Raw genomic sequence first — 20,782 nt, 5'->3', positions numbered from 1 at the left:
CTAAATAAAGCGATCGTCATTGCGAACAACCGTAGAGAACGTGACAATCTCATGAAACAATAACAAACTCCTGAGATTGCTTCGTCAATTACTTACGTAATTTCCTTGCAATGACGTTAAAACTGAACGGAGACAAAAATAAGAGTGAATAATATAATTGACGGTAAAGCATTAGCCAATGAGATACTAGCAGACTTAAAGCTAGAAATTCAAGAACTTACAAGCCAAACCAACGCTTCACCAAAGCTTGCTATAGTCCTAGTAGGCGATAATCCGGCAAGCATTATTTATGTAAGACACAAAATAAAAAATGCACATAAAGTAGGAATTTATACTTTATTAATAAATCTATCTGCTACTATTCATACTAATGATTTAATATCAAAAATCAATGAGTTAAACCTTGATAACGAGATTTCAGGAATTATAGTTCAGCTTCCTTTGCCAAGCTCCATAGATAAAAATAAAATTTTATCGGCAGTATCACCTTCTAAAGATATCGATGGTTTCCACCCTTTAAATGTCGGTTACTTACATAGCGGAATTAGTCAAGGCTTTATTCCCTGCACTGCTCTTGGTTGTCTTGCAGCTATCAAAAAATACGAACCTAATTTAACCGGTAAAAACGTTGTAATTATTGGACGCTCAAATATAGTAGGCAAACCTTTAAGTGCTTTACTGTTAAAAGAAAATTGCAGCGTTACTATTTGTCATTCTAAGACACACAATTTACGCTCTATTACTTCTAAAGCCGATATTGTTGTTGCTGCAATAGGCTCACCTTTAAAATTAACTGCAGAATATTTTAATCCTGAATCTATAGTAATTGATGTAGGCATTAATAGAATTAGCAGCAATAAAATTATCGGTGATGTTGATTTTGAAAATGTTCAGTCTAAAGTACAATATATTACTCCCGTCCCAGGCGGCATCGGACCGATGACTATTGCGTTTTTACTTAAAAATACGGTTAAGGCATTTAAGGATTCCTTATATACGCTTGATACGTAAAAAGTAGAGAGACGACGCCAATTTTTCAAATGAAACGAGTATCTTATAAACATTTGCAAGTTCTACATAATGTCTTACATTATCTTGCATATATTCTAAATCTTGATCGGTTAAATATCTAACAAATTGTGCAGGGGATCCCATCCATAATTCTTGAGATTTAATTATCTTCTTTGGCAGGATAAGACTGCCTGCAGCAATAAAGGCATATTCTTCTATTACTGCATAAATCCATTATCGTAGCACTCATACTGATAAAAGCATTATTATGTATTGTACAGGCATGAATAAGAGAGAGATGAACGGTAGTTATATTATCGCCTATTTCTACCGGTCCGTTAAACCTTGAAGCATGAATTATACTACCGTCTTGTACGTTAGTATTATTTCCTATTTTTATCTATTCAACGTCGCCTCTAAGAACCGTATTAAACCAAATGCTTGAATTACTACCTATTTCAACATCTCCTATTAAAGAGCTGCTTTCGGCAATATATGCACTTTTATCGATTCTTGGCGTAACTCCTTTGTAAGGGATAATGAGCATTAATTATAATCTACCCAAGAAATATTACCGTCTTTACGATAATAAACTATATTGATACGATCATTATTTATATTTTTAAATACTACTGCAGGTAAATCTTCTAAATCCATTTGCATTACCGCTTCTTTTACTGATAATTTTAATATTCCTACAGGCTTTTCAGCGATAATTGCCGGATTATCATTATCTTCAGCGTTAGAGGTTTCACTATCAGATTGCGGCTTAATAATATATTTGGTACCTTCGTAAGCAATTTCTGATATTTTTACTTTACCCGTATGATGATTTTTGAATTTTGATTTATATTTTCTAAGCTGTTTTTCTAGTTTTGACATAGCTTTATCAAAAGCTACATATATATCGCTACAACTATCATTACTTTTGACTATATTATGTTTACCGGAGCCATATTTTACTATAATATCACATTTAAAGTTAATTCCTTCTTTTGAAAAATGTATATCTATATTTATTATATCGGTAAAATATTTTTTAACGACTTGCGTAGCCCTCTCTTTTGAATATTCTTGTAAATTATTACCGATAGAAATATGTTGACCTGAAACTGAAATAATCATAAATAACCTTTATAATCTGAAATAATTAATATATAGGCGTTACTAAGTAACACCTATACAATTAATTTATATTTAGAGTAATTTCAAGTTTTATTACAAATTAATTTATTTAAACTTTAGCCGTAGAGTTTAGGACGCTTATCCTTATTTTGTTGCGATTTAATTAGTTTTTTAGCAGTCTTTCTTACATAATTAGGCTCAATGCCAATTTCTAAGCAGGTAGCATTAAAATTTTCATTATTTTCAACAAGCCATTTTTTAGCGTTATATTCTGCTTTTGTTGTCTCTTTCTTGTTAGAAGTATTAGTTGTATCTATTATTGTCTGCATAATAATAGCACTTCTAAGAGCAATATCGGGTATAGAATTATAAAGTTTAATACGCTCAAAAGGAGTAGTTAATTTAATGACATATGGTTTAGTCATATAAAACCTCTAATAATTATTAATAAAGTAAGATTTTATTAAAATAAATGTAACTACTAGGTTTTTCTTTTTTAACAAAGGCCTTAAAAAGTATAATAATTTTCAAGGCTTCAACTAGTAGTGACTAATTTGGATTAATAGAGATATCTAGTAATTATAATATTAGGAATAAGCTAGATGTTAGGTTCTGTATATTTTTTGATAAAATACGATATTTTACTCTTGCAGAAATAGAAAAATTGTTATATACATTGTTATCTTTTACTTATACTCAAATGATTTCAAGAATTGAATTTTATTTTGAGAGGTAAGCACCCGCAGCCTATACTTAATGGATGAAGATGCAATCCTTGATAAAATGAAAGAGCAATTCTTAAAAGCAGAAGAGTATATAAGGGGGTGTAGCTCAGTTGGTTAGAGCATCTGCCTGTCACGCAGAAGGTCGCGGGTTCGAGTCCCGTCACTCTCGCCAACCCCTTTCAGGTTTCGGGGTTTCCTGTCGTTTTCTAAAAAATTCATATGCTCCTTTTATGCGCCTTTTATTGTAATTCTCATATTAAACTCTTTTAAATTCCGAATTTTAAATATTATAAAAAACTAACTTTGTATATACCTTAAAGTAACCTCAACTCATTTGTTCGCACTTTTAGTTAAATTTCTATTGTATTCTTAAAACTTCTTATTATGATTCTATCTATAAGCTCGTTTTTAACAAAATTTATAGAATTTAATAAGAAAATAATTATGTTTAGATGGTTTCAACCCTCAAATCAAGAATTAATAAGCACTATACAGAAAGAAAATACCGCAGAAGCACAAAAATTAATTGCCGCAATGGAGATTACTGCATTAAGTAAAGTTAGGGATATTTATATTAGCATTAGCAGGGCTATTTGTAGCATCCGTACCTATATTTTGAGTTACATTACCGTCACCTATAAATTCAATGTACCGCCTACACCGCCGGTGCTAAGTACTACTCCATTTGCTCCTACGCTACCGGTTAGCGTAACCCCATCTGCTAAAGCTAAGATAGAGCCATTCTTATTTAAAGCTACGGGAACAAATACATTAGCTGAGAACGTAATGGGGGTTGCTCCGATATTTACGAGTTTTAAGCTGCTGCCGTTAGTTCCAATCGTACCGTTAACATTACCGCTTTGTATTGTCAGTGTGCATTGGTTATTGCCTTGGTTATTTGCAGAGGTCGTAACTGAACTGGTCACACCATTTACTATTAACTCACCATCTACTCTAAATAATATGTTACCACCCGCTCCTAGGTCTAAAAAGCTTGGTTAAATGTTACCTGCTATTCATACTAAGTAACTGCGTAAATACCGTATTATCGACTACGACATCACCTGCTCAGTCTACTATGAAATTCTTAAGGCGATGAGTATTCTATAGTATAAGGTCCACCGTTATTTGCTATGGTTAGGTATTTTGTGATTGCTCCTATTCTCACTATTCCATATTCATCATTGCCAGATTTGTTTAAATTATTATTTTAGCAAATTTATATTCCTATTTGCTGCATCTATTGTATATGTCGTATTATCCGCTATTCTAATATCACCTATATCTCCGCACTTGGATCATTGATTGTTAAATTAGCATTTATTTGTATTTTTGCTTTTATAGCGTTTAATAATGCAACATTGATTGTATTTTCGGTATTTATTATTAAAGTACCACCGCTAGCATTACTATTATTAAAAGTAATACCTCCTACATCTAATAGACTGTTAACACTTATAGTTCCCGCAGCTAAAACACTATCTGCAAAAACAATACTATTTACCGTAGTATTACCTTGTAAATCAAGAATCTTACCGTTACCTCCATTACACTGAAGTATATTGAAATTATTTATCTTTCCATTAAGTATAGCATTCCCTATAAAATTTCCGTTGACTCCTTTAGCACCATCTACATTACCTGTAACCGTTATGTCGTCATCTCAATTAAGTACGTATTACTGTGTAAATTAATATTAGTAGCTTTTAATATTGTAGCATTAAGTGTTGCCGACCCAAGTAAAACATTTACTGCGGCTAATGAGCCTATATTACCTATATCGCCTGTTATTATGTTATTACTACCAAGATCATGAGCTAGATTTAGTATCCCTTGACCGTCAACGCCGGTAGTATTATTTATATTACCCGTTAACGTTGTTATATTACCGTCAAAAAGAGTAAGTATAGAGTTATTGTTAGTAAGATTTATATTTGCAGCATTAATTGTAATATTACCTGCTCCGGACATATAAATCTGTGCTTCCCCGTTTCCTAGATTTATTCCAGCAAAAGAGTTAGTTCTATGTGATTTGATATAGTACCCGTACCTACAAATGTTATTGTACCGTTATTGCCAGCTACCGTATTATCTATCTGAGTTGTAATATTTAAACCGTTATTAATTTGTCAAGTAGAATTCTTACCGGCGAAATCTATATTACTAAATGTTTGATTACCGACTCCGGTAACAATTGACGTAACATCATTATTAATAAATTTAAGAGGAGTGAAATTAGGAGTAAGACCTACTGTTGCACTAAAAGCACCTCTTGATACATTTTGACTTACCTCAACCCCACCAAAAGCAGGTAGTGCTATTAATTAATGTATTGATCCCACCAATAACAGCATTTGTTTTATCTGCCGATATTTTAATTCCAAGCCCTTTGAAGAAATATTGCCGTTATTAAATACTCCTCCTACAAGACCGGCACCGGGACTCAAGCTTACGCTACCGAGATTAGGAATTGTTGCTCCTGCAGTATTAGAGCTAGTGAATAATGTTCCGCATAATGATGCCGTTGCTAAAAATTTTCTTAAAATTTTTGATTCTTTCATTAATATTAATACATTTAATTAATAATTTGTAGCAACTTTTTTACAATAATAAAATAGAAGCAGATAGAGCTAGATTCCGAAAGCTTTAGACAAGATGAATTGACGACTGAGCCTGCGGAACGTACAAAAAGTACGTGAGCAAAGGCACATGTCAGAAAATTCACTTGTATCAAGCTTTCGGAACGATGCTGTACCAAACAAATATTGTTACTTGGTAGTGTAGAAATTTAATTATGTATTTAGAATTAAGTTAAAGGAATTTCTCAATGAAATTTGGAAAGCAGAAAGATAAACTAAGCTGTTTTGTCTTTTATTGTAGGCATGGATTTTACTACCTCAGATACACCGCTTTGAGTAGCTGCCGCAGTAGTAGCAGCATTACTGTGTCACACCCCCACGGGGTCCATAAAAACAATAAAAAATACTAAAATTATTAGTAGTTTTAACTGGATCCCATGGTCAAGCCACGGGATGACAGAGGTGAAATTGATCCACGCAACAATATAGTCAATTCAGCCCAATTTAGTGACAGGCGTAAGGAAGAGAGTCTATAATAATAGGTGAGCTCAAGATAGTCAGGAATGAAGCAAGAAAAATCGCATTTTGATTGAAAAGTCAACAAGAATTACTTTACTATAGCTTGCATTAATTTAATATATGATATTTTGACTATTAACAAATCTCTATTTATTTATCGGTGTTCCTACCAAAGCATGCTTAAGTACTTGATCAATATTTGATACAGATATAATTTCTAGGCTTTCTTTTATATTCGGCGGTATATCTTGCAAATCTTTGACATTTTCTTCAGGAATCAACACGGTTTTAATACCTCCCCTACTTGCAGCAAGTAACTTCTCTTTAAGACCACCTATAGGTAAAACATTGCCTCTTAAAGTAATTTCACCGGTCATTGCTACAGTACGATGTACGGGTATTTTAGTCATCAACGAAACAATAGTCGTAAACAAAGCACAGCCAGCAGACGGCCCATCTTTTGGAATAGCTCCAGCCGGTACGTGAATGTGAATATCAAAATCTTTATAATTGTCGTACTTTAATCCAAAATTTGTTGCTCTGCTTCTAAAACAACTATAGGCAGCCATTGCCGATTCTTTCATAACATCACCGAGTTTTCCGGTGGTCTTTATTTCACCTTTCCCTGGAAATGCTAAAGCCTCTATAGTTAAAAGCTCTCCGCCTACTTCAGTGTAAGCAAGTCCCGTAGTACTTCCTATTTGATCTTCTTTCTCGGCAAGCCCGAAATTATATTTCTTAGCTCCTAAAAATTCTTCAAGATGATTACTATCTATGGCGATATGCTTAACACTTTTATCTGCTAAAATCTGCTTTAATGCTTTTCTAGTTAATGCCCCTATTTCACGCTCTAAAGCTCTTACACCTGATTCCTTGGTATAATATCTAATTAAATCCAAAATTGCCGTCTCGGATATAGTAATTTCATCTTTTTTGATTTTATGCATTTTAAATTGTTTTGGAACTAAATAATTTCTCGCAATTTGGAGCTTTGTTTCCTCTACATAACCGGAAATATATATTTTTTCCATTCTATCACTTAAAGCTCTAGGTAAATCATGAGAGTTAGCAGTAGCAATAAATATTACATTTGATAGATCATATTCTACTTCTAGATAATGATCAACAAAGTGACTATTCTGCTCAGGGTCTAATACCTCAAGCAAAGCGGATGCCGGATCACCTCTAAAATCAGAACTCATTTTATCGATTTCATCAAGCAGCATTACAGGATTACTAGTCTTAACTTTCTTAAGTTGACCTAAAATTTTACCGGGCATTGATCCAAGGTAAGTTTTTCTATGCCCTCTGATTTCTGCTTCGTCTCTAACACCGCCGAGCGCAAGTTTAGTATATTTTCTGCCCATTCCTTCGGCAATAGATTTTACAAGTGAAGTCTTACCGACCCCTGGCGGACCTATTAAACATAATATAGGTCCTCTAATTTTACTTGAACGCTGTAATACCGCTAAATATTCTATAATTCGTTCTTTAACTTTTTCGAGTCCAAAATGGTCACGATTTAAAATTTTCTCTGCTTGGTTAATATCTATTTTGCTATTATCATACTTACCCCAAGGCAGGCTAAGCAATGTCTCAAGATAGTTACGCGTTACTCCTGACTCCGCTGACATTTGGTTCATAGTACGGAGTTTCTTAAGTTCAGCCTCAGCTTTTTCTTTTGCTTCTTTTGATAATTTTAAACTTTTAATTTTTTTCTCAAAATCGGCAAGTTCTGATTTATCTTCATCAAGCTCTTTTTGAATAGCTTTCATTTGTTCGTGCAGATAATAATCACGCTGCGTTTTTTCGATTTGCTTTCTTACTCTTTGCTGCAATGCCTGCTCGGTTTCTGAATTTACTATATTGGAAGTAAGCGTACTAATAACCGTAGTGATACGCTTAAAAGGATTAGTTTCTTCTAATAAATGCTGCTTTGCCTCAAGTGAAGTTATCAAATGTGAGGCTAATATATTTATAATATCTATGAAATTAGTGCTATTACTTATTTCTTTATTGATAGTTTCAATAATTTCTGCATTAACTTTCTTATCATTAATCGCATATTTACTAAATAGTTGTACTGCATTATCAACGAGTGAACGCATGTTATTAACGTCAAATATTTCTTCATCTGGAATAATTTCGTAATTTGCTTCAAAAGCTTCGTCGCCTTTGATATTGCTTAGCTTTACTCTTGCTACTGCTTCTATTAAGATTTTTGCCGTATTATTAGGCAGCTTCACTATTTGGATAATCTTGGCAAGTATAGCTGTGTTATAAAGTTCGTGTGTACTAGGGTTTTCTTGATCAAATTTTTTCTGTAAAGTTACTAAAATATATTTACTATTATCTTCCTCGGAAATGGTAGTATGAGAGAGTGCTTGCAACGATTTTGGCCTACCCACAAAAATAGGAGCAATTACTCCCGGGAATACTACCATATCTCTCAGTGCCATTAACGGAAGGGATTTTTTATGCATCAATTAAAACCTTTTAAAATTTCTAATTATTAACTATATAATATAGTATTAACCTGATTTCAAGCTACCATTATTAATTATATTTATGAATTTATTACTACAACCTCCTCAAAATGTAGCAGCCGCACATAATAGAATAAAACAATATCTACATTTAACTCCGATCGTTCACTCTGAAAGCTTAAATGAGATGCTCGGTCATGAGATTTTTTTTAAAGTTGAATCATTACAAAAAACCGGTGCATTTAAAGTTAGAGGCGTGTTAAATCATTTATTAGAATTAAAAGAGCAAGGAAAATTACCTGATAAAATAGTCGGTTATAGTACGGGTAACCATGGAATCGGTCTTGCTTATGCGAGCAAATTATTCGGTATTAAAACAAGGATTTATTTACCGTTAAATACTTCAAAAGTAAAACAGCAAGCAGCTCTTTATTACGGCGGTGAAGTTATATATACATATACTCGACAAGAAGCGGAAGAAAAAGCAAAAGAAGATGAAAAGCAAGGATTTTACTATATGCATCCTTCCGATAGTGATTCTACAATAGCAGGAGCAGGCACGTTATGCTATGAAGCATTACAGCAGCTAGGTTTTAGTCCTGATGCTATTTTTGCCTCTTGCGGCGGCGGCGGTTTAATTTCTGGCGCATATCTTGCCAAGGAATTAATATCACCGACAAGCTTGTTAATAGGTGCAGAACCTTTAAATGCCAATGATGCTTATTTATCTGTTAAAGATAATAAAACATATAGATTTAACTATGCTCCGAATACTATTGCGGACGGTCTTAAAACCTTGAGTATATCAGCTCGTACATTTGAATATCTGAAAAAACTTGATGATTTTTATTTAGCAGAAGAATATGAAATATATTACTGGACGGCGTGGCTTACTCATTTACTTAAAGTAATATGCGAACCGTCAAGTAGTATAAACATGGTTTCAGTGGTAAATTTTTTAAAAACACAATCCAAACCTCAAAAATTACTAGTACTAATCTCAGGCGGTAATATCGATCCTATTCTTTATAATGAATTATGGAAAGAGGCGTATTTAAGCATCTCACCTAAATCTTTATGTTCTGATGTCATTTCTGCGAAAGCAGCAATCTAGTAACCTTTAATGTCATACTGCAACTTGATCGCGGTATCTTAGGACTCAGCTGGTGATACAAGACCCCGTGGTCACGCCACGGGGTGACAATAAAAAATCTAGATTCCCGCTTTCGCGGGCATGACATAGAAGCAATGTAACAACGCCTCCTCACAATGATGAAGTTATATTAAAATTTAACCCTTTCTTCTTACTGCTTCTTGATTTTTAGTAGAAGGATTAGGAGTGATTTGCGGAGGTGTTATATTAGAACTTCTTAGTTTTATTAAATCTTCAAATATGGTTTTATCAAATGCTATTGGATTGATTTTTCTGAGTTCCGCTAAATTAAAATTATTAATTTGTTGCGGTTGAACTATAATAGGCTCACCCGTAACAGGAATTAAATTTTTAAATTCAGGATTAGTTGCTACTTTATCTTTATTTTCATTTAAAAATTTTGTTAGACCTGCAGCAATGTCAGGATTTGTTAAAGCATTTGAAAAGATTTTATCATTAATTGTCTTCACTACATATCCATCACTCAGAGTAATATATTTATCTACAACTTTTCCTAATCTTGTTTCCAAATAGTTTCTACCTGTAAATATCTGCTTAAATTTTTCCCATAAAGAAGTACCTCTATCATTAATATCTTTTAATTCAGTGGCTATTTTAGTACTATTCTCAGTTAGATAAGTAGAATCTAACTTATTTAATGCCCTTATTATTTCAGGATTCTTTATGCCTGATGAGTTAGTAAGTATAATAATTTGTTCTAATTGCTTACTAATTTTATTATTTTTTTCTAATCTATTAATAACCTGCTGTACCGTATAAGTGGCTGCATTTTGTAATGCCTTAAATTCCACTTGAGATAATTGATTTACTCTTGGGATAAACTGCTTACTATTTTTATTAAATTTCTGGTTTTGATCTCCTTGCATAATAAATTTTTCATATTTCTCAAGTTTGTCTGGAGTGTTTTTAGGATCTTGTTTTAAGATTTCTATAGCTTGATCTTTTACAGCCTGTGCATATTGCTCTTTAGGTATAGACTTTCCGCTTACGGCTATTAATGCTTCTTTAGTTGCTCTTATAGGATTGGCAAAGATTTCTTCTTCATCTTCTATACCCATCAATGATAATTCATCAAAAGGTCCTCCTGTATTTAGAGGCAGTACAAAACCCTTAAGTGCTGCTTCAGCCCTTGCGACATCAAACTTTAGCTTATCTGCTACACTAGGTATTAGTTTTATATCTTGTCCTAAATTGATATGCAAGTTATCTACTAATTTTTGTATATCTTTATTTTCTACAACTTCACTAATAATTTTACTGGCAAGTACTTCAAGCGTACTAGTGATATATTCTTCAGATTGTAAATATTGTTGAATAGGATCGGGAGTAACAATATTTTTATTCAAAGTATCTAATCTCCTATCTACGTTTTTTATATCAACTATTTTATCTTTTACTGCAGCCAATATCTCAGTCACTTCATCGTTTTTTTTAATAGTATCATCTATATTACTTATAATCTCTGCCATATAATACTCATTATTAAGTTATTTGATATAATGAACAATTATCAAACTTTTTAAAAATTCGCAACTATATTATCATATAAATCACTACTTACTATGCCCTGACTGTTGCCCACTCTCTCTACTTTTATTAAGGTTTTCAACATGAGATATAGGGGTTGATATAGAAGACTTATAGCCTTGGGGTATTGTTTTATTTTGCTTTACAATATTTGGTGCTTGTTTTTCTCTTTGTAGTTCTTACGACAAATTTTTCGTTTCTATATGTAAACTATTACTTTTTTCAAAGTTAGCAAATGCTTTATCTATATTTTTTTGAGCATAATCCGTACCGGTAAAAACTGCTACTATTCTTTGCCATAGCTTAGGTTTGGTTACTCTTTGTAATTCTAATGCTATAACTTTCTCCCCCCATCCGTGTGTTCCTTCAATATCCAGGATTTAACTCTGCTAATACTCTTTTAGTACCGTTAACAAGTGCAGAATTGCTGCTCTCAAGTAATGGGACAAAATTCTTGATAATTTCTTTACCTTGCTCTATCATTTGTTCAAACGGTAGTTTACTTATCGCTGGTAATAAAGTGTTAATTATATTAGGCTCATTTACTCCTAACTCATGAATAGACGATAAAGCTTTTGCTTCTTTTTCATCTGTTTGAAAAGTAATTTTTAAAAATTCAGCTATCTTTAATGCTGCTTGTGTTAATGCTTCTACTTGTTTTGGATCATTAATTTGCTCTTGTTTATCAAGTTTAGGGGTAGTATTTTTAGTAAGAAATTTTCTGTAGTTACCTAATGTTGTTTCTGAAACATTTTCTTTAAGGTTATCTAATGTTTTATCTATTAATTTCTCTCTATATTGTTCTTTAGATATTTTTTGGTTAGCTAATTCTAACATAGCTTTTTCTAATGGTTTTTTAATATCCATCACTTCATCTTCGCTTAAGCCATTACGTTTTTCGTCGTTCATCTGCTCTACTTGAGACTCACTTAAATCTATGGCAAACCAATTTAAAATTTATGAATGAAAATTAATTAAAACTTATAAAAAGAATTGTATTTTTTCATAGAAGAGGTCCTGATCGTAATTTCATCAGGGATTTCAGTTATGAACCTTGAAGGGTAAGAACGGACTATTTCATAAAATATTTTTCTGCTTTCAGCATGAGTAATGTAGAGGTCTTTTTTGGCTCTCGTAATACCCACATAAGCAATGCGGCGTTCTTCTTCTAAGCCTTTTTCGCCATCTTCGTCTAGAGATCTTTGAGACGGAAATACCCCCTCTTCCCAGCCCGGTAAAAATACCACGTCAAACTCAAGCCCTTTAGCTGCGTGCAGGGTCATTATAGTAACCGAGCCACCGTAATTGGTTTCAAGCACTTCATTTTCCATAACTAAGCTTGAATGTTCGACAAAATCATGAACATCGTTAAATTCAGCAATAGCTCTAAGCATTTCGTTAATATTTTCGATTCTACCGAATGCTTCTTCGGTTTTTTCTTCTTGAAGCATTTCAAGATAACCGGAATCATCAAGTATTGCTTTAACTACGTTTATTGGAGCATCTATACTAAATCTTTCGTACCAATTATCGATTTTAGTAACCAAATCTTTTAGAGTTTCATATGATTTTGCTTTAATCTCACCTATTTCTAGCATTTCTTTAATGGCTGCGAAATTAGAAATATTTCGCTCAAGTGCATAACCTCTAATTTTATTTAAGCTAGCTGCACCTATTGTCCTTTTCGGCACATTTATAATACGCTCAAGTGCTAGATTGTCATTTTTATTCAAAGATATACGGATATAAGCAAGCACATCTCTTATTTCCATACGTTCATAGAACCGCAAACCGCCTATAATTTTATAAGGCATAGCACTATTTATAAACGCTTCCTCAAAACTTCTTGTTTGAAATCCGGCTCGTACTAATATTGCAATATTGCCGGCATTATACCGATTTTCTCGCACTAACTTATCTATTTCACCGGCTATATATCTTGCTTCTTCTTTATCACTCCAACAAGAGATAATTTTTATCTTTTCACCGTTTTCCCTATCCGTCCATAACGTTTTACCGTGACGGTTTTTATTATTATTAATAACATTGGAAGCAGCAGCAAGTATTGGCAAAGTTGATCTATAATTCTGCTCTAATTTAATAATTGTTGCACCTGCAAAATCTTTTTCAAAACGTAATATATTCCCGACTTCTGCTCCTCGCCAACCATAAATAGATTGATCATCATCCCCTACACAGCAAATATTTTTATATAAACTTGCGAGCATTCTTGCCCATAAATACTGGACAACGTTAGTGTCTTGATATTCATCAATTAAAATATATCGATATTTTTCTTGGTAATATCTTAGTATTTCAGAGTTTTTAATAAAAAGCTCATTATTATAAAGTAGCAAATCTCCAAAATCTAAAACATTAGAAATAAGTAAATTTTTCTGATATTCTTCGTATACAAGTTTTGCAACCCTCTGCAACGGTAAATTAGTATCTGATACTGATAGTTTAGTTGGTAATAATCCTTGATCTTTCCATCTAGAAATTATGATATGTATTAATTTAGGAGCATATTTTTTAGTATCAATATCTTTTAGCTTTACTATATCTTTCACTAGTTTTAATTGATCATCATGACTAATAATAGTAAATCTATTATTTAAACCAAGATTTAAATGCTCAATCTGGTCACGTAATATCCTAGCTGCCATTGAGTGGAAAGTGCCTATATTAAGACCATAGCAATTAATTAGACTATTAACTCTTTCAGCCATTTCTTTAGCAGCTTTATTAGTAAAAGTAACGGCTAGAATATTTTGAGGTGAGGCTAAATTTTGGTGAATAATATTAGCTATTCTTGAGGTAAGTACCTTTGTTTTACCTGTCCCTGCACCTGCAAGCAATAAAAGCGGTCCTTCAGTGTGAAGCACTGCTTTTTGCTGCTCTGGATTTAATGTATGTATGAAATCTTGATTTTGCATTTATTTTAAGGATGTTGTGCTATGGCTCTACTATGTCATTCCCGCAAAAGCAGGAATGACATTAAAGCATTAAAATATCACCTTATTCTTCTTAGATTTTTCATAATATACGAAATAGTAATTATCGGACTACAAATAATTATTTTAAATAACCTAAAATAAGAGCTTAAATTTCTATCTTCAATAAACCAATTATATAAATCATTTATAGGTTTAATCTCAGCAGGAATAATATATTGATCTTTAAATAATGCTTTTAAAACTCTTTTTGCCTGTTTTGCTTCTACTTTACGCTCTATTGTTAAGCTTTGATCATGTACTCGGTAGAAATATAAAGATTCCGGTATATGAGCAAATTTCGTAATAAGCCCAAACCTTAGCCAATATTCATAATCATCCACTAACTGCATATTTTCATTATATCCACCTACTTGCCTTGCTAAATCGGCTCTATATAAGAAACATGCACCGACGCAATCTCTAATCGGTAAAAACTCAGGAGGTTCTTGATAAAGTCTTATTCCTACTTTACCGTGGTCATCGATCAAAGTATAATCAGTATATACAAGCCCTATCTCAGGTGAATTATCAAGTATCTTAACCATTTTTTCTAAAGCATTTTCATGGAAAAGATTATCATCTGAAGTCCAAGTAAAATACTCCCCCTTGGCCTCTTTAAAAGCAATATTAAGACTTGCCGGTAATCTTTTATTGGTCTCATTTACTATTACCTTAATACGTGAATCCTGCTCTGCATATGTCCTAGCTACTATAACGCTATTATCTTTTGAGCAATCATCAATAATAATAAGCTCAAAGTCTTTAAAACTTTGATTAAGACAACTCTCAATAGCAAAAGGTAACAGCTTCTTTCTATTATAAACCGGTAAAACTATTGAGATTTTTGGAAGATTACTATGCATGTCCTCCTAACATATCAAGAGTATTTAAACTATTAATTATATTTTCTATTAGTTCTGATTCTTCAGCTTTACATCCATCTTCAAGGATTAATAATATATTGCTTAAAGCATTATTAAGCATTTTGGGTATTATAGTATTTTGCTCTTCAAACCTTTTAATTAGTTGCATCAAAGGATCAACATCTTCAATTGTTAACGATTCTTTATATTGAGCAATAGCTCGGCAAGACAATCAGATAATGCCCATAACAAAAGATCAGCTCCTTCATTATCTATTAAATCAAATACTTCATAAATTTTTTCAATTTGTACTTCAATATTATCTACAAGCACTAGCATCATTTTTACTATTTAGATTATTATATTTTCTATGTCATTCCCGCTTTCGCGGGAATCCAGAAAAAATAATCTTAATACTGCTACAAAGAATTATATTTTTTATATTCTTTACGAGATTCCTGCTTTCGCAGGAATGACATAAAAGAAACCATGCGGGCATGCTTAATGCTGTAAATTTATATATTTCGTATTTAGATATTCAAATATCCCTTCAAATGAGCCTTCCACTCCAAAACCTGAAGCTTTACGTCCTGCAAAAGGTGCTTTTGCATTTGCAGGTAACGGGTCGTTAATCGATACCATACCAAAATCAAGCTTAGACGCTATCATTTATGCCACAGATATATTATTTGAATACACATATCCTTGCAAGCCGTATTCGGTATTATTTGCATGTTCTATTACTTCATCCAAATCTTTGAATTTATAACAAGCAACTACCGGACCGAATATTTCTATTCTAAAGATATCCATATTATCCAAACAGTCAATAATAATAGTAGGCTCAATAAAATTATCAACAGTTTTACCGCCGCAAATTAATGTAGCTCCTTTACTTTGTGCATCAGCGAGTAACTTTTGTATTTTTGCTATGGCAGCAGAATTAATTAACGGACCTACCTACATCCGATTCCTTATCAAATCCGTCACCAGCTTTAAGCTTAGTAAATTTCGCCTTTATCACTTGATCATATCTAACTCCGGTTATTTCTAGCTCTGTAAATTTTTTACTTTGGCTATTTGGATAAAAATGATTTAAGTAAAATTTAATTGCCGAATATATTAAAAATTTTTGTGAAAATGCGGCTTCTGCTAGCTCTATTTCTAAATTAGCATTTTTCAATGCTTCTAAATTTTGTATGTTAAAATTACCTCATCCAACTAAAAATTTCATAAGTAATGGATATGTATCAATATTTTGTTTTTGTGGTGGTATATTTGTTCCAAGTCATTATATATTTGTACCTCATTAAATTAATACACAATGACTATAATAAGTGTCTTACTAAATGCAACAATTTTTTATTAACTTATATGTTAATTTACAGCTAAAAAATCTAAATTATTTATTTAGAAATTTTTCAGCCTCAAGAGCCGCCATACAGCCTGTTCCTGCAGCAGTTATTGCTTGTCTATAAATTTTATCCTGAACGTCACCAGCAGCAAAAACACCTTCTACACTAGTTCTAGTAGTGCCTGACTTCGTGATGATATAATTATCGTCATCCATTACAATTTGTCCGGTAAATAGCCCCGTATTCGGTGCATGCCCAATAGCTATAAATACACCGCTACAATTCAATAAACTAATCTCTTGGGTGTGAACATTTTGAATTTTAACTCCAGTAACAGATTTTGGTTTATTGCTACCTACAATCTCATCTACTACATGATCCCAAATGACTGATATTTTAGAATTTTTAAATAATCGATCCTGTAATATTTTCTCAGCTCTAAAACTATCTCTTCTATGCACTATAGTGACTTTGTTAGCATGATTGGTTAAGTATAAAGCTTCTTCTACTGCACTATTTCCTCCCCCTACTACAACTATTTCTTGATTCTTAAAAAAGACACCATCGCAAGTAGCACATGCCGAAACACCAAAACCACGAAATTTCTGCTCTGAAGCTATACCAAGCCATTTTGCTTCCGCACCGGTACAAATGATTATGCTCTCCGCGTCATATTCATTTCCTGCTCCTGTAAATACTTTAAAAGGTCTTTTTGATAAATCCACCTTTTCTACGTAATCACTAACAATTTCCGTACCGACATTTTTAGCCTGCATATACATCTGCTCCATAAGCCAAGGTCCTTGCACCGTTTCTGCAAATCCTGGATAGTTCTCAACACCGGTGGTAATTGTAAGCTGCCCGCCTGGCTGCATACCATTTATTAATATTGGTTTTAAAGCAGCTCTAGCTGTATAAATAGCGGCACTTAAGCCCGCAGGTCCTGAACCTATTATTAGTACTTTAGTAGTAATTTTCATAATTATTATTTATTAATTTAAATGATGCCTATGTCATTCATGCGAAAGCAGGAATCCAGAAAAACATATAAAAAATAGTTTTTTTATATGTTTTTCTGGATTCCCGCTTCCGCGGGAATGACATCCTGAACGTTCGTACAATACAAGGTCATACAATCTAAGACTTCTTTTCTAACCAAGATTTGACATAGTTAATTTCTTCAGGGTTCATTAGAGAAGGAGCATGACCGGCATATTTTATTTCATAAAGATCAAAAATTTTTGTTGCTTTCATCTTTTTAAGAGTAGATTTTGTTAAAATTTGAGATTTCATCCCATGAATTACTAATATTCTACATTTTATTTTATTCCATACAGACCATAGTTTAATATCTTCATGGTTACTAGCATTTTTCATTCCTTTTGTTATAGCAGGATCATAATTCATTTTATATTTTCCGCCGAATGTAGAAATGACACTATATTTTGTTAAATAATCCCAATCTTCTTCATCTTTAATACCGCTTTGTGCATAAATAAGTTTTAAATGTTCTTTTGCACTAGCCAAATCATCTAAGAGTATCGTTTTTTTAGCATAACCTCCCATTTTAATTAAAGGAGCAGCATCAATAAACGCCCCTATATCATTTAATATTAAGGCTTTAAAAATATTTTTATATTTACTGGCAAGTACCATACCTATAATACCACCCATTGAAGTACCAAGCCAAATAGGATTTTTGATATTTAGCCTTTTTAAAAAAAATAACGTATCTTTAATATAAGTCGTATAGTTATAATGATTAGCTTTTTTAAAATTTTCGCTATCACTGCGACCGGGATAATTTATTGCAATTACTCTATAATTTTTACTCAACTCTTTAGCTATTTTATCAAAATCATGAGCATTTCTAGTTAAACCGTGAGCACATACTATTATATTTTTATTTTTAGGATCACCGAATTCCAAATAAGAAATTTTATGTTTCGGTATATATTGAAGAGGTAATAAATTAATATAGGGACCAATTTTTATTGAATTAATTTTCATATGAACCTATTAATACCAATTTAGAATAAATTGTAAAAAAATCATTGTCATCAATTGTCATCATGTTATTAATTTAAGTCACTTAAAAATATACTGACCATGGTCGGCATATATATAACTACAAAAAGCAAAGATAAAAACACAGTAGCTGCAACTTTTTCAGGGTAAAATTTCTGTAAATTCGCTATAACTATAGTATTTGCTGCGAGTGGTGCCGTAGAAAGTAGTTTTAGGGCATTATAGTAATCATTGTTATACCATTTTGTTACAAAATGATCAAACATGATAAATAACCCTACTCCCAAAGGATAGAATAGAAATTTAGCAGCAAAAGTAGCAAGAGTAAATTTGATATCGACTTCAAATTTTTGTAGAGACGAAAGAGCAAGACCCACCATCACCATACCGAGTATCGAAAAAGCGCCTTTCATATTATATATAAAATCATCTAAAAAATCCGGTAAAGTAAAACCGCAAAAACTAAATAAACATCCCAAGAAAAAAGCATTTAAAATCGGTAATTTTACTACTTTTAATATACTATCGGTGGTATTAGCAAAGCTCCTCATACAAATATAAAAGCCGACGGAACATTCATAAATATTCACTCCTATAACAACCATCATGTAAATACTTAATGTATAATCATCAAAAAGTGCTGTAGCTATAGGCAACATAAAATACCCGCCATTTGCCGTACCTGCAGACAAAGCTATAATATTACGTGTATGATCCTGCCAAAATTTACCAAAAAAATAATAAGAAAAGAGCGATAAGAGTGTTGCAATTACAAATGTTACAACCGTAATGCTTAATGCCGCAAGTGTTAAGGTTGTACTAGCAGGTATCGTAAAAAATACTATAGGCGATATAAAATAGAATAGTAACGAAGAGATACTATCTCTTTCAACATTTGAATATTTACCTGCTAAAAATCCTATTACTACACTTAATAATACCGAAACGGTTTTAAAAAAAACTATACTAAAGATTATCATGTAATGAGCTAAAGATATAATTACTTATAATATATGAGGTTTTATTTTTTTCACTAAATTTTGTAAAGATTTTTACTTCATCAGACCAAAATAAATTTCTAATTAAAACTTTAAAAACTTTATGTGATTTAAGGTATCTAATTTAATATGAAATTTTCATATTTATTAGTATTGCTCGCGTGGATTCATATGTCATTCCCGCGGAGGCATTGTTGCGTGGATTCATATGTCATTCCTGCTTTTGCAGGAATGACATAAGGAATAACACATGAAGCTACTTCGGAAATTATAGGCATATGTAAATTATATTTTTTTATCAAATCCAAAACTAATTTTAATGCTTCTCTTCCCTCTACTAGCTCTTTATATTCCTGTAAAAATTTCTTTTTATCGCTACTAATTCCAAGTTCATAACCAAATTTTGTATTACGTGAACCTAACGAATAACAAGTAAGCACTAAATCGCCTACTACGCCCTCTAGTAAAATATCAGAATTTTTTTGCATACCACCTAACGCTTTCGACAAAATAGCAATTTCTTTTAAGGCAGCTACTATAAGCGTTGCTCTTGCATTTTCGCCCTGCTTTCTTGCTAAATCAATCCCGCTTTTAATAGCAAAAATATTTTTTAAAGCTCCTGCTACCTGTAATGTTACAATATCGCTTGACACATTAGTAGTAAAAATTTTTGAACTTAGGTTATAAGCTATTTTATTTGCTATATCTATATCTAAACTTGCAATACTTGCCGAAGCAGGTAAATTTTTAGCAAGTTCTTTTGCTAGATTTGGACCTACAAAAAACGCTGTAGGACTATGCGGTAATAGAGTTTTTAACCTATCTGAAAATAATGCGGTAGGATTACGGGCAAAGCCTTTTGTTGCAATTAGAAGAGTATTGTCTTTAGAAATGCTGTGAGTTTTTAATAATTTTATTGAGTCATCAAAAGCGTAAGACGGCACTGCAATAATAATTAATTCAAAATCCTTAATTATATCTAAGTTTGTAGTAGCCTGTAAATGAGCAGGTAATTTAATATCCCCTAAATATTTTACATTAGTTTTGTTATGTAAAATTTCCTTTGCTATTGCCTCATCACGTAAAAATAAAGTAACGTTATTACAGTTTTGTGCTGCTAAAGAAGCAAGGCTAGTACCGAAACTCCCTCCCCCATAAACCGCAATATTTTTAAATTTGTTCATGTGCTTATTTTTTCTTTGTCACTTGCAGGTTTGTAGGTATCGTTGCTTGGCTTGTTTATGTCATTCTCACGAAGGGGGAATCCAGTAAAACCATATAAACACAAGTTTTTATATGGTGTTTTTATCAAATATGTAACTTCTGTATCAATATTGAAGTTGTGTTTCTGAATTCCCGCTTCTGTGGGAATGACATTGAGCCAATTTCTCGAGCC

General features: G+C 32.3%; 17 protein-coding genes, 1 tRNA gene and 4 pseudogenes. 5 read left to right on the top strand and 17 right to left on the bottom strand.

The features are described 5' to 3' along the window. Positions 1-144: 144 nt before the first annotated feature. Positions 145-1,011, top strand: coding sequence for a bifunctional methylenetetrahydrofolate dehydrogenase/methenyltetrahydrofolate cyclohydrolase FolD (gene folD, locus ACHBLB_RS05855; RefSeq protein ID WP_475841292.1), 867 nt, complete (start codon positions 145-147; stop codon positions 1,009-1,011). On the opposite strand, the pseudogene ACHBLB_RS05850 reads toward folD, so the two are convergent. From ACHBLB_RS05850 to ACHBLB_RS05840, 3 genes and pseudogenes are all read right to left on the bottom strand, one after another. Beyond that, a pseudogene (locus ACHBLB_RS05850) lies at positions 991-1,558 on the bottom strand (gamma carbonic anhydrase family protein). The gene folD and the pseudogene ACHBLB_RS05850 overlap by 21 nt on opposite strands. Further along, a complete protein-coding gene (hpf, locus tag ACHBLB_RS05845; RefSeq protein WP_475841290.1) occupies positions 1,558-2,136 on the bottom strand; it encodes a ribosome hibernation-promoting factor, HPF/YfiA family in 579 nt (192 codons plus the stop codon). Before hpf ends, ACHBLB_RS05850 begins: the two are co-directional and overlap by 1 nt. Before the next feature lie 116 nt (positions 2,137-2,252). Beyond that, entirely contained in the window at positions 2,253-2,561 is a 309-nt protein-coding gene (locus ACHBLB_RS05840) for a hypothetical protein (RefSeq protein ID WP_475841287.1), read from the bottom strand. A 395-nt stretch (positions 2,562-2,956) separates the two neighbouring features. On the opposite strand from ACHBLB_RS05840, the gene ACHBLB_RS05835 reads away from it, so the two are divergent. The 3 genes from ACHBLB_RS05835 (at position 2,957) to ACHBLB_RS05825 (ending at position 4,417) form a co-directional block, all read left to right on the top strand. Further along, positions 2,957-3,033 (top strand) — tRNA-Asp (locus ACHBLB_RS05835). A gap of 272 nt (positions 3,034-3,305) precedes the next feature. Then, positions 3,306-3,863: a hypothetical protein gene (locus ACHBLB_RS05830; RefSeq protein WP_475841285.1), complete on the top strand. Its 558-nt coding sequence runs from the start codon at positions 3,306-3,308 to the stop codon at positions 3,861-3,863. A 299-nt stretch (positions 3,864-4,162) separates the two neighbouring features. Then, positions 4,163-4,417, top strand: a complete 255-nt coding sequence (locus ACHBLB_RS05825; protein ID WP_475841283.1) for a hypothetical protein — start codon at positions 4,163-4,165, stop codon at positions 4,415-4,417. Between the two features lie 94 nt (positions 4,418-4,511). Here ACHBLB_RS05825 and ACHBLB_RS05820 read toward each other — a convergent pair whose 3' ends face one another. The 3 genes from ACHBLB_RS05820 to lon form a co-directional block, all read right to left on the bottom strand. Then, positions 4,512-4,832: a hypothetical protein gene (locus tag ACHBLB_RS05820; protein WP_475841281.1), complete on the bottom strand. Its 321-nt coding sequence runs from the start codon at positions 4,830-4,832 to the stop codon at positions 4,512-4,514. A gap of 353 nt (positions 4,833-5,185) precedes the next feature. Further along, a complete protein-coding gene (locus ACHBLB_RS05815; protein ID WP_475841279.1) occupies positions 5,186-5,422 on the bottom strand; it encodes a hypothetical protein in 237 nt (78 codons plus the stop codon). A 683-nt stretch (positions 5,423-6,105) separates the two neighbouring features. Next, positions 6,106-8,442: an endopeptidase La gene (gene lon, locus ACHBLB_RS05810; protein WP_475841277.1), complete on the bottom strand. Its 2,337-nt coding sequence runs from the start codon at positions 8,440-8,442 to the stop codon at positions 6,106-6,108. 85 nt (positions 8,443-8,527) lie between these two features. Here lon and ACHBLB_RS05805 point away from each other — a divergent pair, with 85 nt between their 5' ends. Then, positions 8,528-9,559, top strand: coding sequence for a serine/threonine dehydratase (locus tag ACHBLB_RS05805; protein ID WP_475841274.1), 1,032 nt, complete (start codon positions 8,528-8,530; stop codon positions 9,557-9,559). A 176-nt stretch (positions 9,560-9,735) separates the two neighbouring features. Here the strand turns inward: ACHBLB_RS05805 and ACHBLB_RS05800 are convergent, their stop codons facing one another. From ACHBLB_RS05800 to ACHBLB_RS05750, 11 genes and pseudogenes are all read right to left on the bottom strand, one after another. Continuing rightward, positions 9,736-11,088 (bottom strand): hypothetical protein, encoded by a 1,353-nt coding sequence (locus tag ACHBLB_RS05800; protein WP_475841272.1) that lies wholly within the window; start codon positions 11,086-11,088, stop codon positions 9,736-9,738. A gap of 424 nt (positions 11,089-11,512) precedes the next feature. Next, on the bottom strand, positions 11,513-12,055 hold the full coding sequence (locus tag ACHBLB_RS05795; protein ID WP_475841269.1) for a hypothetical protein: 543 nt from the start codon (positions 12,053-12,055) through the stop codon (positions 11,513-11,515). Positions 12,056-12,120: 65 nt separating this feature from the next. Further along, positions 12,121-14,082, bottom strand: coding sequence for a DNA helicase PcrA (gene pcrA, locus ACHBLB_RS05790; RefSeq protein ID WP_475841266.1), 1,962 nt, complete (start codon positions 14,080-14,082; stop codon positions 12,121-12,123). A gap of 77 nt (positions 14,083-14,159) precedes the next feature. Next, positions 14,160-15,005 carry a glycosyltransferase gene (locus ACHBLB_RS05785; protein ID WP_475841264.1) on the bottom strand — a complete coding sequence of 282 codons (846 nt, stop codon included), beginning with the start codon at positions 15,003-15,005 and terminating at the stop codon, positions 14,160-14,162. After that, positions 14,998-15,344: pseudogene (locus ACHBLB_RS05780) on the bottom strand (hypothetical protein). The gene ACHBLB_RS05785 and the pseudogene ACHBLB_RS05780 overlap by 8 nt, the downstream one beginning before the upstream one ends. A gap of 162 nt (positions 15,345-15,506) precedes the next feature. Then, positions 15,507-16,026 (bottom strand): annotated as a pseudogene (locus ACHBLB_RS05775) (aldehyde dehydrogenase family protein); the annotation flags it as partial. Continuing rightward, positions 16,003-16,188 (bottom strand): annotated as a pseudogene (locus ACHBLB_RS05770) (hypothetical protein); the annotation flags it as partial. The pseudogenes ACHBLB_RS05775 and ACHBLB_RS05770, both read right to left, overlap by 24 nt. A gap of 219 nt (positions 16,189-16,407) precedes the next feature. Further along, positions 16,408-17,340 carry a thioredoxin-disulfide reductase gene (gene trxB, locus ACHBLB_RS05765; RefSeq protein ID WP_475841261.1) on the bottom strand — a complete coding sequence of 311 codons (933 nt, stop codon included), beginning with the start codon at positions 17,338-17,340 and terminating at the stop codon, positions 16,408-16,410. A 157-nt stretch (positions 17,341-17,497) separates the two neighbouring features. Continuing rightward, positions 17,498-18,370, bottom strand: coding sequence for an alpha/beta fold hydrolase (locus tag ACHBLB_RS05760; protein ID WP_475841258.1), 873 nt, complete (start codon positions 18,368-18,370; stop codon positions 17,498-17,500). Positions 18,371-18,438: 68 nt separating this feature from the next. Next, positions 18,439-19,368: an AEC family transporter gene (locus tag ACHBLB_RS05755; protein WP_475841256.1), complete on the bottom strand. Its 930-nt coding sequence runs from the start codon at positions 19,366-19,368 to the stop codon at positions 18,439-18,441. A gap of 185 nt (positions 19,369-19,553) precedes the next feature. Next, positions 19,554-20,570, bottom strand: coding sequence for an NAD(P)H-dependent glycerol-3-phosphate dehydrogenase (locus ACHBLB_RS05750; RefSeq protein WP_475841254.1), 1,017 nt, complete (start codon positions 20,568-20,570; stop codon positions 19,554-19,556). Between the last annotated feature and the right edge of the window lie 212 nt (positions 20,571-20,782).

Source organism: Rickettsia lanei (assembly GCF_056242675.1).
This window is presented reverse-complemented; position numbering and strand designations above follow the sequence as displayed.